We start from the raw sequence: 13,652 nt of genomic DNA on the forward strand, positions 1-13,652 counted from the left end.
GTGGTGAAGTGAACGCAGTCTGCGATGTCGACGACATCGTTATACCTGCATGAGATCCTGCTCTTTTGCTGCCAACGCCTTGTCGATCTCGGCGATGTACTTGTCGGTCAGCTTCTGGATCTCGTCTTCGCCCTGGCGCTGATCATCTTCGGTGATCGCTTTCTCTTTCAGCAGCGACTTGAAGTCACCGTTGGCGTCACGACGCACGTTACGCACCGCCACGCGGGCGGTTTCGGCCTCGCCACGCGCCTGCTTGATGTAGCCTTTGCGCGTTTCTTCGGTGAGCATCGGCATGGGCACGCGAATCACGTTACCGGCACTGGAGGGGTTGAGGCCCAAATCAGAGGTCATGATCGCCTTTTCGATCTTCGGCACCATGCCCTGCTCCCAGGGGGCAACGGCCAGGGTGCGCGCGTCTTCGACGCTGACCGAAGCCACCTGATTCAGCGGCACCTGGCCACCGTAGTACTCGACGGTCACGGCATCCAGAATGCTGGGATGCGCACGCCCGGTGCGAATCTTGTTAAAGTTGACGTGCAGCGCCTCGACGCTCTTCTTCATGCGAGATTCTGCATCTTTCTTGATGTCGTTGATCACGTTGTTACCCTCTGTCTATCAGCGTGCCTTCCTTGCCCCCTACTACCAGATTCAGCAGGGCACCAGGCTTGTTCATATCGAATACCCGCACCGGCATATCATGGTCACGTACCAGGCAGATAGCGGTCAAATCCATGACGCCCAGCTTCTGCTCCAGAGCATCGTCGTAGGAGAGCTGGTCGTATTTTACGGCGTCGGGGTACTTCACCGGGTCCTTATTGTACACGCCGTCCACCTTGGTGGCTTTGATGACGACGTCCACGTCCACTTCGATACCGCGCAAGCAGGCGGCCGAGTCCGTGGTGAAGAAAGGGTTACCGGTGCCTGCAGAGAACAGCACCACGTCGCCGGAGGTCAGATAGCGAATGGCAGTACGGCGGTCATAATGTTCCACCACGCCGCTCATGGGAATCGCCGACATCACCCGTGAACGAATATTGGAACGCTCCAGCGCATCGCGCATGGCTAGCGCATTCATCACGGTGGCCAGCATTCCCATGTGGTCACCCGTCACTCGGTCCATGCCCGCTTCGTTCAACGCAGCGCCACGGAACAAGTTACCCCCTCCAATCACGATACCTACCTGCACACCGATCCCGACCAGCTGGCCGATCTCCAGTGCCATTCGGTCCAGTACTTTGGGGTCGATACCAAAATCATGCTCTCCCATCAGCGCTTCGCCCGACAGCTTCAGCAAAATACGCTTGTATTTCGACTTCGACTTGTCGATTTTCGTGGCAGCGGGGGCAGACTCTTGAATCTCACGTGACATGGCATCTCTCCTGAGGCAGACCTGGACACAGGTGGGCGAGACAGCACCTGTATTTCACAGGGGCCGGATACACGAAGGCGTGCGCTCGCGCGCACGCCATCATCTTACAGAAACCTCTGACCTTAGCGACGGCCAGCCTGTTCCATAACTTCTTTGGCAAAGTCGACTTCTTCTTTCTCGATGCCTTCACCCACTTCAAAGCGAATGAAGCTGACCACTTCGCCACCGGCTGCCTTGACGAACTCGGCAACGGACTGGTTCGGGTCCTTGACGAACGGCTGCTCGGTCAGGCTGTTCTCGGCCAGATACTTCTTCAGGCGGCCTTCGACCATCTTCTCGGCGATCTGCTCGGGCTTGCCCGCCATGTCCGGCTGCGCCAGGATGATGGCTTTTTCCTTGTCCAGCTCTTCCTGGGGCATGTCGGCCGGGTGGGCCACTGCCGGGTTGATGGCAGCCACGTGCATGGCAACGTCCTTGGCAACCTCGGCATTACCGCCTTTCAGCACGGTCAGTACGCCAATGCGGCCACCGTGAACGTACTCGCCAACCAGACCAGCGTCTACAGCGTTGACGACGACGGCACGACGCACGCCGATGTTCTCGCCGATTTTCTGAACCAGCTGCTCACGCGCAGACTCCAGATCACCCGCCATGACGGCCGCCACGTCTTCGCTCTTGGCAGCGAAGAAGGCATCCGCAATCTTGCCGGTGAAGGCAATGAAGTTATCGTCGCGGGCAACGAAATCGGTTTCAGAGTTGATTTCGACCATGACGCCGTAGCTGCCGTCTTCAGCGACACGCGTTACCACGGCGCCTTCTGCAGCGGTACGACCCGCTTTCTTAGCGGCTTTTAGGCCAGAGCTTTTACGCAGGTTTTCGATCGCCACGTCAATGTCGCCGCCGGCTTCGGTGAGTGCTTTTTTGCACTCCATCATGCCAAGACCGGTACGTTCGCGCAGTTCCTTAACCTGAGAGGCGCTGATAGCTGCCATGAGATTTCACCTCGGAAATGGTTCTAACTGAGAGTTAAACGCGCTACAGAGTATACCCACGATAGATGACCGTTGCGTATCACAGTGCAGAGCGCTTGCCGGCACCTGGTGTCCGGCGTGATCGGCCCGTTTGGGAGCACCCAAAGCGGGAAAAAGGGGGCATAAGGCCCCCTCTTGACGATGCGGCTCAACTGCCCGCCGCACCCACTGCCAGCGTTACTCGGCAGCAGCGTCAGCGTCGGCAGAAGCGGCTTCTTCCGTCACTTCGACAAACTCTTCGGGACGACCTTCTTTCGCACGGGTGCACGCGTCGGCAATCGCCTTCACGTAGATCTGGATCGCGCGGATGGAGTCATCGTTACCCGGGATCACGTAATCAACGCCATCCGGGTTAGAGTTGGTATCTACCACGCCAATGACCGGGATACCCAGCTTGTTGGCTTCGTTGATCGCGATGCGCTCGTGGTCAACGTCGATCACGAACAGTGCGTCCGGCAGGCCGCCCATGTTCTTGATACCACCGATAGAACGCTCGAGCTTCTCTTGCTCACGCGTGGCCATCAAGACTTCTTTCTTGGTCAGCTTTTCGAACGTGCCGTCTTCGCGCATGACTTCGAGGTCACGCAGACGCTTGATGGACTGACGAATGGTCTTGAAGTTGGTCAGCATGCCGCCCAACCAGCGATGGTTGACGAACGGCTGGCCAACACGGCTGGCTTCTTCCTTGATGATCTTGCTCGCGCTGCGCTTGGTACCAACAAACAGGATCTTGTTGTTGGAAGACGCCATCTTCTCGATCACGTCGATCGCTTCGTTCAGCGCCGGCAGAGTGTGCTCAAGGTTGATGATGTGAATCTTGTTGCGCGCGCCGAAGATGTATTTGCCCATCTTCGGATTCCAGTACTTGGTCTGGTGACCGAAGTGAGCGCCTGCCTTCAGCAGGTCACGCATATTGACGTGAGACATGGTAAAACTCCTGAAACTCGGGTTAGGCCTCCACGCACCCCATGGATCCGACCAGTAGCACCGCCAGGCGTTGCTAAAGGCACCCGGGACCATGTGCCGGTGCATGTGTGTTTTCAAGGCTTGCTATCTTGCAACCCAGCCATGCCGGGTTGCGCTCTTGTTGCTCTTGCCTGTCGCCTGCGCCAGCAAAAGAAGCTGCGGATGGCGATTGCAGGAAAGCGCGCGGCTTTATACCATAGATCATTGCCAAGATGAAGTCGCCGCTGCGTTATAGCTGCCGAAATGACCGCTCATCCCCTACTCTGAAGCCACATCGAGAATTCATGAACGTTCCCATCAAGACGCCTTCTGAAATCGAGAAAATGCGCGAAGCCGGACGCCAGGCCGCCAGCGTCATCGAAATGATCACGCCGCACATCCAGACAGGCATCAGCACTGGCGAGATCGACCGCCTTTGCCACGAGTACATCGTCAACGAACTGGGCTCGACCCCGGCGCCGCTGAACTATCACGGCTTCCCCAAGGCCACCTGCACCTCGATCAACCACGTGGTGTGTCACGGCATCCCGGATGACGCCAAGAAGCTGAAAAACGGCGACATCATGAATCTGGACATTACCGTGCGCACCCCCGACGGTTACCACGGCGACTCCAGCGTGATGTTCGTGATCGGCGAGACCATCCAGGGCGAGCGGCTATGCCGCATCACCCAGGAGTGCCTGTACAAGAGCATCGCCCTGGTCAAGCCCGGCGTGCGTCTTTCCGAGCTGGCCCGCGTGATCCAGCAGCACGCCGAAGCCAACGGCTACTCGGTGGTGCGTGACTTCTGCGGTCACGGCATCGGCGCCGAGTTCCACGAAGACCCTCAGTTCCTGCACTACGATGGCTACGCCCCGGATGCCGACATTCGTCTCGACACGGGCATGTGCTTCACCATCGAGCCGATGATCAACGTGGGCGGCTACAAGACCAAAGTGTTGCGCGACGGCTGGACCGCGGTGACCAAGGACCGCAGCCTGTCGGCGCAGTGGGAGCACACGCTACTGGTCACCGAGACCGGCGTGGAAGTGCTCACCGCACGCAGCAACGAAGACCTCGGCTTTTTGAACGCCTGATGCTACTACACCACTACCGGTTCGAGCCGGACACGTCGCTTTTCGACCTGGACCTGTTTCGCACCGAACTGTCCGGGGCGCGCTCACCTATCGCCCCGTTCAAGGCGGCGCTCAAGGAGATTCAGGCGCGCCTCGACGAACAGTTTCGCGCGGGTGCGGACATACGTGATCTGGTACGCGGCCGCGCGTGGTATCTCGACCAGCTGCTGGCAATTGCCTGGCAGCGCCACGCCTGGCCCGACGACGGCATTGCGCTGGTGGCGGTGGGCGGCTACGGGCGCGGGGAACTGCACCCCCACTCGGACATCGACCTGCTGCTGCTGCTCGAACACGATGACGACACCCCCTACCGGGAGCCGCTGAGCGCCTTCGTGACGTTCCTGTGGGACATTGGCCTGGAGATCGGCCATAGCGTGCGCTCGCTCAACGACTGCGAGCGGGAATCCGAAGCCGATGTGACGGTCATCACCAATCTTCTGGAGTCGCGATTGATCGCGGGCCCCGAGACCCTGCGCGAACAGATGCGTGAGCGCCTGAGCGCGCCCCACGTATGGCCCGCCAACCGCTTTTTCGAGGCCAAGTGGCAGGAGCAGATCTCCCGCCACTACCGCTACAACAACTCCGAGTACCACCTGGAGCCCAATCTGAAAAGCTCGCCCGGCGGCCTGCGGGACATTCAGATGATCGGCTGGGTCGCCAAGCGGCACTTCGGCACCGAGCAGTATACCGACATCGTCGCCAACGGGTTCATGAACGACGCCGAGCTGCGCATCCTCAGCCAAGGGCAGTCGTTTCTGTGGCAGGTTCGCTACGCCCTGCACATGCTCACCGGGCGCGCCGAAGACCGCCTGCTGTTCGACCACCAGCGCACCATCGCCGAGATGTTCGGCTTCAAGGACACGCCCGAGCGGCTGGCCGTCGAACAGTTCATGAAGCGCTACTACCGCCATGTGACGGCGCTGGCAGGCCTCAACGACATGCTCCTGCAGCACTTCGATGAAGTGATCCTGCGCGGCAAGGAGTCGCTGGAAACCGTCAAGCTCAACGACCGTTTCGAGATCAAGGGGGGCTACATTCAGGCCCGCTCGCGCAGTTTGTTTCGCGAACGCCCGGCCGCCATGCTGGAGCTGTTTCTGCTGATGGCCAAGCACCCGGAAATCGAAGGCGTGCGCGCCGACACCATTCGTTTGATCCGTGACCACCGCCACCAGATCGATGACCACTACCGGGAAGACCCGCGCCACCAGCGGCTCTTCATGGCGCTCATGCGGGCGCCGGGCAACGTGCCTCGTCAGCTCCGGCGCATGAACCGTTACGGCATTCTGGGCAAGTACCTGCCGGAGTTCGGCCGAGCGGTCGGGCTGATGCAGCACGACCTGTTCCATATCTACACCGTGGACGCCCACACCCTGCGCCTGCTGAAATTCCTGCACGGCTTCCGCAAGCCCGAGGCAAAAGACGACTTCCCGGTGGCCGCCAACCTGATCCACCAGCTACCCAAGCTGGACCTGCTGTGGATCGCTGGCCTGTTCCACGACATCGGCAAAGGGCGCGGCGGAGACCACTCGGAAATCGGCGCCCGTGACGTGGCGCAGTTCTGCCGTCGTCATCACGTCTCCCAGCACGATACGAACCTGGTCAGCTGGCTGGTCGAGCATCACCTGCTGATGTCGATGACCGCCCAGAAGCGCGACATCAGCGACCCGGACGTGATCCGCGACTTTGCGCTGGTCGTGCGCGACGAAACCCGCCTGGACTACCTCTACGTGCTCACCGTGGCGGACATCAATGCCACCAACCCCACGCTGTGGAACGGCTGGCGGGCCTCGCTGCTGCGCCAGCTGCATGCAGAGACCAAGCGCGCCCTGCGCCGAGGGCTGAAAAACCCGCCGGACAGAGATGACTGGGTGAGAGAAACACGCACCGAGGCCCGCTCACTGCTGCAGACCGTTGGAGTGGATAGCCAGCAGATCGATCAGCTATGGGAGTCCCTGGGGGAGGACTACTTCCTGCAGTACGCCCCCAGCGAGATCGTGTGGCAGACCCAGGGTATTCTGGCCCATCAGCCCTCCCCCCTGCCGCTGGTGCTGATCAGTGCCCCCACCGCCGACATGGCCGAGGGCGGCACCAAGGTGTTCATCCACACCCGCTCCGTGGATGATCTGTTTGCCGCCACGGCCGCGGCCATGGAGCAGTTGGGGCTGTCCATCCACGATGCGCGGATCGCCACGTCTCATAACGACTGGACGCTGAATACCTTCATCGTGCTGGATAGCCATAGCCAGCCAATCCGTGACCCACAGCGCATCGAAGAGATGCGCAGCCACCTGGTGGAAGAGCTGGACGACCCGGACGACTACCCCGAGATCGTCACCCGGCACACCCCGCGCCAGCTGAAGCACTTCAAGGTGCCCACGGAAGTCGTCATCGAGCAGGACCCGGCCAATGAGCGTACGCTGCTGGAGCTGACCGCCCCTGACCGCCCCGGCCTGCTGGCCCGAGTGGGGCGTATCTTCATGGAGCAGGATATCGCCCTGTCGGCCGCCAAGATCGCCACCCTGGGTGAGCGCGTCGAGGACGTCTTTTTCATCACCACCAAGGCCGGTGAACCGCTCACCGACCCCGCCCGTCAACAGCAGCTTCGTGAGCGGCTGATCGACGTGTTGAGCGTCTAGCCCAAGTGCCTGGCCGAGCAGCCCCTGGTCGTTGGGTTTGAGCCTGCCCCAGGGGTTGCCTATAATCGGCGGTTCGATAAACGGTACGGACTCGCCATGAACTCAGACCTGAACGCCCTGCACCCCTATCCGTTTGAAAAGCTGGCCGCCCTCAAGGCGACGCTCACGCCTCCGGCGGGGCTTGCGCATATTCCGCTGACCATTGGCGAGCCCCAGCATGCCCCTTACCAAGGCGCACTGGACGCACTCATTGCCCACCAGCTGGAGATGGCGCGCTACCCAGCCACCAACGGCCTGCCCGCCCTGCGCGAGACCATTGCCGCCTGGGCCACCCAGCGCTTTGGCCTGGAGGGGCTGGACGCCGAACGCCAGGTGCTGCCGGTGAACGGCACCCGTGAAGCCATCTTCGCCTTCGTGCAGGCGGCGCTGGACCGCACCCGCCCCGCCAAGGTAGCGGTACCCAACCCGTTTTATCAGATCTACGAAGGCGCCACGCTGCTGGCAGGCGGCGAGCCGCTCTACCTGGACTGTACCGCCGACAACGGCTTTCGCCCGGACTTTTCAGCCGTCAGCGCCGACACCTGGCGCGACGTGCAGATCGTCTTTCTCTGCTCACCGGGCAACCCCACCGGCGCGGTGACCCCGCTGGCCGAGTTCAAGCAGCTCATTGCCCTGGCCGACGAGCACGACTTCATCATTGCCTCCGACGAGTGCTACTCCGAGCTCTACCTGGACGAAGCCACTCCGCCGCCCGGGCTGCTGCAGGCCTGCGCCGAGCTGGGCCGCGATGACTACCGCCGCTGCGTGGTGTTTCATTCGCTCTCCAAACGCTCCAACCTGCCGGGGTTGCGCTCGGGTTTCGTGGCGGGCGACGCCGATCTCCTCGCCCCGTTCAAGCGCTACCGTACCTACCACGGCTGCGCGATGTCACTGCCCCTGCAGCACGCCTCCATCGCTGCCTGGCAGGACGAAGCCCACGTGTGCGCCAACCGTGACGCCTACCGCGAGAAATTCAGCGCTGTCACCGAGGTTCTTGCGCCGGTCATGTCGTTCCCGACGCCCGAAGCCAGCTTCTACCTGTGGCCCGCCGTGCCGGGGGGCGACGATATCGCCTTTGCTCAGCGGCTGTTCAGCGAACAGCATGTCAGCGTGCTGCCTGGCAGCCTGATGGGCCGCCCAAGCAAGGAGGGGCATAATCCAGGCGCAGGTCGTCTACGCTTAGCGTTGGTGGCAGAGCTCGAACCGACCCTGGAAGCAGCCAAGCGTCTGCGCCAGCTGATCGAGCGCAGCTAACGCCGCCGATACCCCACGACAAGGAGGCTTTTCCATGCTGACGCTATATATCATCAACACCTGCGACACCTGCCGCAAAGCCCGCAAGGCGCTGGAGGAGAGCGGTATTCCCTTCAAGACCCATGACCTGCGCAAGGATGGCCTGTCGGCCAGTCTGCTGGAGCATATTCTCGAGCGGGTGCCGCTGCTGGAAGCCATCAATAAACGCAGCACCACTTGGCGCAACCTGCCCCAGGAGGAAAAGGATCAGCTGGACGCCACGTCGGCCCGTCGGCTGCTGCTGGAACAACCCACGCTGCTCAAACGTCCGCTACTCGAAGTCGACAACAGCACCATCCTGGTCGGCTACCGCGACGGCGATTACGACAAACTGAGCGGCTGAACGCCCCCTCTTAGACACACAACCTTGAAGGAAGCCCCGTTATGCTGAGCTTTGCGCTTGGAATTGGTACCCAAAACACCCAGGGTGACTGGCTGGAAATCTACTACCCGGCCCCGCTGCTGAACCCCGACGAGCGCCTGGTGGCCGCCGCCAGGGAAGCGCTGGGCGCCGCTGCCGAGAACAGCCCTGTCAGCTTCCTGCCGGAAGACTGCACCCGCCTGGCCAAGGCACTGGAAGCCGCGGGTCATTCCGAGCAGGCAGCGCTGGCCGAGTCTTTCGCCACCAGCCAGCGCCCGCTGGTAGCAATGTTCCTGGACACCGACCAGGCGCCGCAAACCGTGCCGGAGGTCTACCTCAAGCTGCACCTGCTGTCCCACCGTCTGGTGAAGCCCCACGGCCTGGACCTGACCGGCATGTTCGGCCTGCTGCGCAACATCGCCTGGACCAACGAAGGCGCCATCGACATTGAAGAGCTGCCGGCTCGCCGCCTCAAGGCACGCCTGGCAGGCCGCGCGCTGTCCGTTGACTGCGTCGACAAGTTCCCCAAGATGACCGACTACGTCGTGCCCACCGGCATCCGCATTGGCGACACCGCCCGCGTACGCCTGGGCGCCTACCTGGGCGAAGGCACCACGGTCATGCATGAAGGCTTCGTCAACTTCAACGCGGGCACCGAAGGCCCGGGCATGATCGAAGGCCGCATTTCAGCGGGCGTCATGGTCGGCAAAGGCTCCGACCTGGGCGGCGGCTGCTCCACCATGGGCACCCTCTCCGGTGGTGGCAACATCATCATCAAGGTGGGCGAAGGCTGCCTGATCGGTGCCAACGCCGGTATCGGCATTCCGCTGGGCGACCGCTGCACCGTGGAAGCGGGCCTGTACATCACCGCTGGCTCCAAGGTGACCGTCCTCGACGACCAGGGCCAGGAGGCCAACACCGTGGCCGCCCGTGAGCTGGCTGGCCAGGACGACCTGCTGCTGCGCCGCAACTCGCAAAATGGCCGCATCGAGTGCCTCACCAACAAGAGTGCCATTGCGCTGAACGAGGCGCTGCATGCCCACAACTGAGTCTGCTGCCCTGTCACCGACGCTCACCCTGGCCTTTGACCTGCTGGGTCGCGCGTCGGTGACCCCGGACGACGAGGGCTGCCAGGACCTGATGATCGAGCGCCTCACGGCGCTCGGCTTCCATGTCGAGCAGCTGCCGTTCGGCGATGTGAAAAACTTCTGGGCCGTGCGCGGCCATCATGGCCCGGTGCTGGCCTTCGCCGGGCATACCGACGTGGTGCCCAGCGGGCCGCATACCAGCTGGGAGTTTCCGCCCTTCGAGCCATGCATCGACGAGCAGGGCATGCTCTGCGGGCGCGGTGCGGCCGACATGAAAGGCAGCCTGGCCGCCATGCTGACCGCCGTGGAGCGCTTCGTGGCCCGCTACCCCGACCACGACGGCCGTATCGCCTTCCTGATCACCTCCGATGAGGAAGGCCCCGCCGTGGACGGCACCCGAGCCGTGGTGGAGCACCTGCGCGAGCGCAACGAACGGCTGGACTACTGCATCGTCGGCGAGCCCTCTTCCACGGCGCGGCTGGGGGATGTGATCAAGAACGGCCGACGCGGCTCGCTGGGCGGCGTACTGCATGTCAAAGGGGTGCAGGGGCATGTGGCTTACCCCCACCTGGCACGCAACCCCATTCACCAGGCGCTGCCTGCGCTCGATGCCTTGGCACGCGAGCACTGGGATGCTGGCAACGACTTCTTTCCCGCCACCAGTTTCCAGATTTCCAACGTGCGCGCGGGCACCGGGGCGACCAACGTGATCCCTGGCGACATCGAAGTGGTGTTCAACTTCCGCTACTCCACGGAAGTGACCCACGAAGCGCTGAAAGCCCGCACCGAAGCGATTCTGGATCGCCATGGACTCGAGTACCATGTGGACTGGACCCTGAACGGCGAGCCCTTCCTGACCGCCGAAGGCGAACTGGTCGATGCGGCCATTCGCGGCGTGGAAGCCGTCACCGGCGCGCGCCCGCAGCTGTCGACCAGCGGCGGCACCTCCGATGGCCGTTTCATTGCCACCCTGGGGGCACAGGTGGTGGAGCTGGGCCCGCTCAACGACACCATTCACAAGGTGAACGAGCGCGTGCTGGCCAGCGACCTCGATGCGCTCAGCCGCATCTACGAAGCCACCCTGCAGGCGCTGCTCACTACTGACGAGGTATGCGTATGATGGAGCGGTTTCCGGATATCGAAGTGTACCTGGCCCGCGTGTCGCTGGACGATCTCAACGCCTGGCTCAGCGAGGCGCTCGCCGCCCCACCGCTGGGCCCGGCGGGCAAGGGCAAGTGGAAAACCCGTGGCCAGCATCAGGGGGAAAGCGTCCCGGTGCTGCTGGTGGACAACGCCGCCGACGGCTTTGCCAGCCTGTGGTTCGACAGCGCCCACACCCCCTGGCACACCGACCAGGAGTGCGCGCAGCACGCGGCCGAAGCGCTCAACGTGGAAGTCCGCTGTTCGCTGGGCGGCTGGCACCCTGGCGATGACCCGGACCGCTTCTGGCAAGTGCTGCCCGGCGGCCAGGAAAAAGCCATCGAATGGCCAGACTCCGGTCGCTAAACGCAAAAACCCCCGCACAAGGCGGGGGTTTTCCTGTCAGCAACCGCGCCGGAGCGCTTATTCGATAATGCTGACATCATCGGCCTGAAGGCCACGGTCGTTCTTGATCACGTGGTAACGCACGATTTGGCCTTCGGCCAGCATGCGTGGGCCACGACCGCGTATCGCCCGAAAATGCACGAAGACATCTTCGCCATTGTCCCGGGTGATGAAGCCGTAGCCCTTGTTGGTGTTGAACCACTTGACCTCGCCCTCTTCACGGCCATCGTTGGGGTCGATGATATCCTCTTCTTCATCGTCCACCACGGGTGCTGCCTGGGGCTGACGCGTGGCAGGTTTGACCCTGGCCACATCGGCCTTTACCACCATGGGTGGTGCCAGAGCCGCAGCCGCCAGCGTACCGACGAACAACATTGCAAAACAGCCAAGTGCCACAGCGGCATACACACTGAAAGCAGCCTCGGCCAACCACTGTTCAGCCAGCGGTGCATTGGTTAAATGAACAATCCCCGCCAGAAGAAGCGGCGTGGGGGCGGCCAGTAAGATACTGATAAAGAAACAGCGAAAAACAACTTTTGGGTTCATGGATGATAAAAGCTCTCTTGTTGTATGGGTAACAGAAGCAAGACAATACTCGGCCTACCAGGCCCTTTCCTAACAGTACCGAGCATACTACATACGGTGACGATGTTATCATGACAAACGACTCAACGCCTGCCGAGCTCACTCAACGTCTTGAATCGTTGGAAAGTCGGCTGGCTTATCAGGAACATTGGCTGGACACCCTCGACCAGGCCGTCGCCCAGCAGGAGCGCCGCCTCGAAAAGCTGGAACAGCTGAGCGCCCTGATGCGTGAACGGCTCCGCGAACAGCATCAGGCGCTGCAAGCCAGCGACTCACAGGGCGGCTTTCGCCCCGAAGACGACATCCCGCCCCACTACTAATGGACTAACCGCTTCCTCGGGTCACTTCACCACGCTGGCCGGTTCGATGCTTTCCAGGCCAAACGCCTGGGCGACGGCCCGGTAGGTAATCTGGCCATCGTGGACGTTCAGCCCGGGCAGAAAATGGGCATCGTCTGCCAGCGCCTGGCGCCACCCCTTGTCGGCAAGCGCCAGCACGAACGGCAGCGTCGCGTTGGTGAGCCCCAGGGTAGACGTGCGTGCCACGGCGCCGGGCATGTTGGCCACACAGTAGTGCACGATGCCGTCCACGAGATAGGTGGGCTCGGCGTGGGTCGTGGGCTTGCTGGTTTCGAAACAGCCGCCCTGGTCGATGGCCACGTCCACCAGCACACTGCCGGGTTTCATTTCGGCCAGCATGGCACGGGTGATCAATTTGGGAGCTGCCGCGCCGGGAATCAGCACCGCGCCCACGATCATGTCGGCAGTGCGTGCCGCATGGTCCAGCGCATCGGCGGTGGAGTAGACGGTTTTGATACGCCCCTGGTAGCGCGCATCCAACGCTTCCAGCCGGGCCACCGAGGTATCGAGAATCGTCACCTCTGCCCCTAGTCCCAGCGCCATCCGCGCTGCGTTTTCCCCCACCACGCCACCACCAATGACCGTTACCTGCCCCGGTGCCACACCGGGCACACCGGGCAGCAGCACCCCCGAGCCCCCCTGGGCCTTCTCCAACCCGTGGGCACCGGCCTGTATGGCCATGCGCCCCGCCACGGTGCTCATCGGGGCCAGCAGCGGCAACCCACCGCGAGCATCGGTGATGGTTTCATACGCGATGCAGGTGGCTCCGCTTTTCATCAGCCCTTCGGTCAGTGCCCGCTCGGCGGCCAGATGCAGATAGGTAAACAGCGTGTGCGCTGGCGTCAGGCGCGCCACCTCTTCCGGCTGGGGCTCCTTGACCTTCAGAATCAGCTCGGCGCGTTGCCACAGCGCCTCGACGTCGGCCTCCAATGTCGCGCCCGCGCTTTGGTAGGCATCATCCTGAAAGCCAGCGCCTTCGCCCGCGCCTACCTGGACACTGACGGAGTGACCACGTCCAACCAGCTCACGCACCCCCGTGGGCGTAAGCGCAACGCGGTACTCGTGGTTCTTGATCTCTTTGGGAACGGCAATGTGCATGGCGGACTCTCCTTGGGTCATCAACATCACTGGGTGCTCAATGCATTACAGCACAGCAGGCGTGAACCACCAGCCCAAGGGAGCAAAACGAAAAAAACGCCGGTAAAGGCGTTTTTCAACAGAAAATTATAGCGCATAAAGCCATCGAGTGGAAAAATCAACCTTTA

General features: G+C 62.2%; 14 protein-coding genes. 8 read left to right on the forward strand and 6 right to left on the reverse strand.

What is annotated here, in order from left to right:
• Window positions 1–39 precede the first annotated feature (39 nt).
• The 4 genes from frr to rpsB form a co-directional block, all read right to left on the reverse strand.
• Window positions 40–597 carry a ribosome recycling factor gene (gene frr, locus KVY02_RS15325; RefSeq protein ID WP_016915046.1) on the reverse strand — a complete coding sequence of 186 codons (558 nt, stop codon included), beginning with the start codon at window positions 595–597 and terminating at the stop codon, window positions 40–42.
• A gap of 4 nt (window positions 598–601) precedes the next feature.
• The gene (pyrH, locus tag KVY02_RS15330) at window positions 602–1,369 is read right to left on the reverse strand and encodes a UMP kinase (RefSeq protein WP_016915047.1); all 768 of its coding nucleotides are present in this window, start codon (window positions 1,367–1,369) and stop codon (window positions 602–604) included.
• Between the two features lie 122 nt (window positions 1,370–1,491).
• Window positions 1,492–2,361 (reverse strand): translation elongation factor Ts, encoded by an 870-nt coding sequence (gene tsf, locus KVY02_RS15335; RefSeq protein ID WP_016915048.1) that lies wholly within the window; start codon window positions 2,359–2,361, stop codon window positions 1,492–1,494.
• Window positions 2,362–2,577: 216 nt separating this feature from the next.
• On the reverse strand, window positions 2,578–3,327 hold the full coding sequence (gene rpsB / locus KVY02_RS15340) for a 30S ribosomal protein S2 (RefSeq protein WP_100731443.1): 750 nt from the start codon (window positions 3,325–3,327) through the stop codon (window positions 2,578–2,580).
• Between the two features lie 323 nt (window positions 3,328–3,650).
• Between rpsB and map the strand changes: the two genes are divergently transcribed.
• The 7 genes from map to KVY02_RS15375 all read left to right on the forward strand — a co-directional run bounded on the left by map (window position 3,651) and on the right by KVY02_RS15375 (window position 11,404).
• Window positions 3,651–4,442 carry a type I methionyl aminopeptidase gene (gene map / locus KVY02_RS15345; RefSeq protein ID WP_218313865.1) on the forward strand — a complete coding sequence of 264 codons (792 nt, stop codon included), beginning with the start codon at window positions 3,651–3,653 and terminating at the stop codon, window positions 4,440–4,442.
• Window positions 4,442–7,117: a [protein-PII] uridylyltransferase gene (locus KVY02_RS15350; RefSeq protein ID WP_081136737.1), complete on the forward strand. Its 2,676-nt coding sequence runs from the start codon at window positions 4,442–4,444 to the stop codon at window positions 7,115–7,117. The genes map and KVY02_RS15350 overlap by 1 nt, the downstream gene beginning before the upstream one ends.
• Window positions 7,118–7,213: 96 nt before the next feature.
• On the forward strand, window positions 7,214–8,410 hold the full coding sequence (dapC, locus tag KVY02_RS15355; RefSeq protein WP_016915052.1) for a succinyldiaminopimelate transaminase: 1,197 nt from the start codon (window positions 7,214–7,216) through the stop codon (window positions 8,408–8,410).
• A 34-nt stretch (window positions 8,411–8,444) separates the two neighbouring features.
• On the forward strand, window positions 8,445–8,792 hold the full coding sequence (locus KVY02_RS15360) for a Spx/MgsR family RNA polymerase-binding regulatory protein (protein ID WP_016915053.1): 348 nt from the start codon (window positions 8,445–8,447) through the stop codon (window positions 8,790–8,792).
• Window positions 8,793–8,833: 41 nt separating this feature from the next.
• Complete coding sequence (gene dapD, locus KVY02_RS15365) at window positions 8,834–9,859, forward strand: 2,3,4,5-tetrahydropyridine-2,6-dicarboxylate N-succinyltransferase (protein ID WP_016915054.1); 1,026 nt, start codon at window positions 8,834–8,836, stop codon at window positions 9,857–9,859.
• Window positions 9,846–11,018 (forward strand): succinyl-diaminopimelate desuccinylase, encoded by a 1,173-nt coding sequence (dapE, locus tag KVY02_RS15370; RefSeq protein WP_016915055.1) that lies wholly within the window; start codon window positions 9,846–9,848, stop codon window positions 11,016–11,018. Before dapD ends, dapE begins: the two co-directional genes overlap by 14 nt.
• Window positions 11,015–11,404 carry a hypothetical protein gene (locus KVY02_RS15375; protein ID WP_016915056.1) on the forward strand — a complete coding sequence of 130 codons (390 nt, stop codon included), beginning with the start codon at window positions 11,015–11,017 and terminating at the stop codon, window positions 11,402–11,404. Before dapE ends, KVY02_RS15375 begins: the two co-directional genes overlap by 4 nt.
• A 57-nt stretch (window positions 11,405–11,461) precedes the next feature.
• Here the strand turns inward: KVY02_RS15375 and KVY02_RS18485 are convergent, their stop codons facing one another.
• On the reverse strand, window positions 11,462–11,989 hold the full coding sequence (locus tag KVY02_RS18485) for a cold-shock protein (RefSeq protein ID WP_016915057.1): 528 nt from the start codon (window positions 11,987–11,989) through the stop codon (window positions 11,462–11,464).
• Between the two features lie 110 nt (window positions 11,990–12,099).
• Here KVY02_RS18485 and KVY02_RS15385 point away from each other — a divergent pair, with 110 nt between their 5' ends.
• Window positions 12,100–12,348: a SlyX family protein gene (locus KVY02_RS15385; RefSeq protein ID WP_016915058.1), complete on the forward strand. Its 249-nt coding sequence runs from the start codon at window positions 12,100–12,102 to the stop codon at window positions 12,346–12,348.
• A gap of 21 nt (window positions 12,349–12,369) precedes the next feature.
• Here the strand turns inward: KVY02_RS15385 and ald are convergent, their stop codons facing one another.
• Window positions 12,370–13,485: an alanine dehydrogenase gene (gene ald, locus KVY02_RS15390; protein WP_016915059.1), complete on the reverse strand. Its 1,116-nt coding sequence runs from the start codon at window positions 13,483–13,485 to the stop codon at window positions 12,370–12,372.
• Between the last annotated feature and the right edge of the window lie 167 nt (window positions 13,486–13,652).

The sequence above is a fragment of the Halomonas sp. 18071143 genome (genome assembly GCF_019211725.1).
In the GTDB taxonomy this organism is placed as follows: Bacteria; Pseudomonadota; Gammaproteobacteria; order Pseudomonadales; family Halomonadaceae; genus Vreelandella; species Vreelandella stevensii.

Coding starts and splice junctions, on each gene's coding strand:
- ald (WP_016915059.1), bottom strand. CDS start 13,485: ATGCACATTGCCGTTCCCAAAGAGATCAAGAACCACGAGTACCGCGTT.
- KVY02_RS15385 (WP_016915058.1), top strand. CDS start 12,100: ATGACAAACGACTCAACGCCTGCCGAGCTCACTCAACGTCTTGAATCG.
- dapD (WP_016915054.1), top strand. CDS start 8,834: ATGCTGAGCTTTGCGCTTGGAATTGGTACCCAAAACACCCAGGGTGAC.
- tsf (WP_016915048.1), bottom strand. CDS start 2,361: ATGGCAGCTATCAGCGCCTCTCAGGTTAAGGAACTGCGCGAACGTACC.
- KVY02_RS18485 (WP_016915057.1), bottom strand. CDS start 11,989: ATGAACCCAAAAGTTGTTTTTCGCTGTTTCTTTATCAGTATCTTACTG.
- dapE (WP_016915055.1), top strand. CDS start 9,846: ATGCCCACAACTGAGTCTGCTGCCCTGTCACCGACGCTCACCCTGGCC.
- KVY02_RS15350 (WP_081136737.1), top strand. CDS start 4,442: ATGCTACTACACCACTACCGGTTCGAGCCGGACACGTCGCTTTTCGAC.
- map (WP_218313865.1), top strand. CDS start 3,651: ATGAACGTTCCCATCAAGACGCCTTCTGAAATCGAGAAAATGCGCGAA.
- KVY02_RS15360 (WP_016915053.1), top strand. CDS start 8,445: ATGCTGACGCTATATATCATCAACACCTGCGACACCTGCCGCAAAGCC.
- rpsB (WP_100731443.1), bottom strand. CDS start 3,327: ATGTCTCACGTCAATATGCGTGACCTGCTGAAGGCAGGCGCTCACTTC.
- pyrH (WP_016915047.1), bottom strand. CDS start 1,369: ATGTCACGTGAGATTCAAGAGTCTGCCCCCGCTGCCACGAAAATCGAC.
- KVY02_RS15375 (WP_016915056.1), top strand. CDS start 11,015: ATGATGGAGCGGTTTCCGGATATCGAAGTGTACCTGGCCCGCGTGTCG.
- dapC (WP_016915052.1), top strand. CDS start 7,214: ATGAACTCAGACCTGAACGCCCTGCACCCCTATCCGTTTGAAAAGCTG.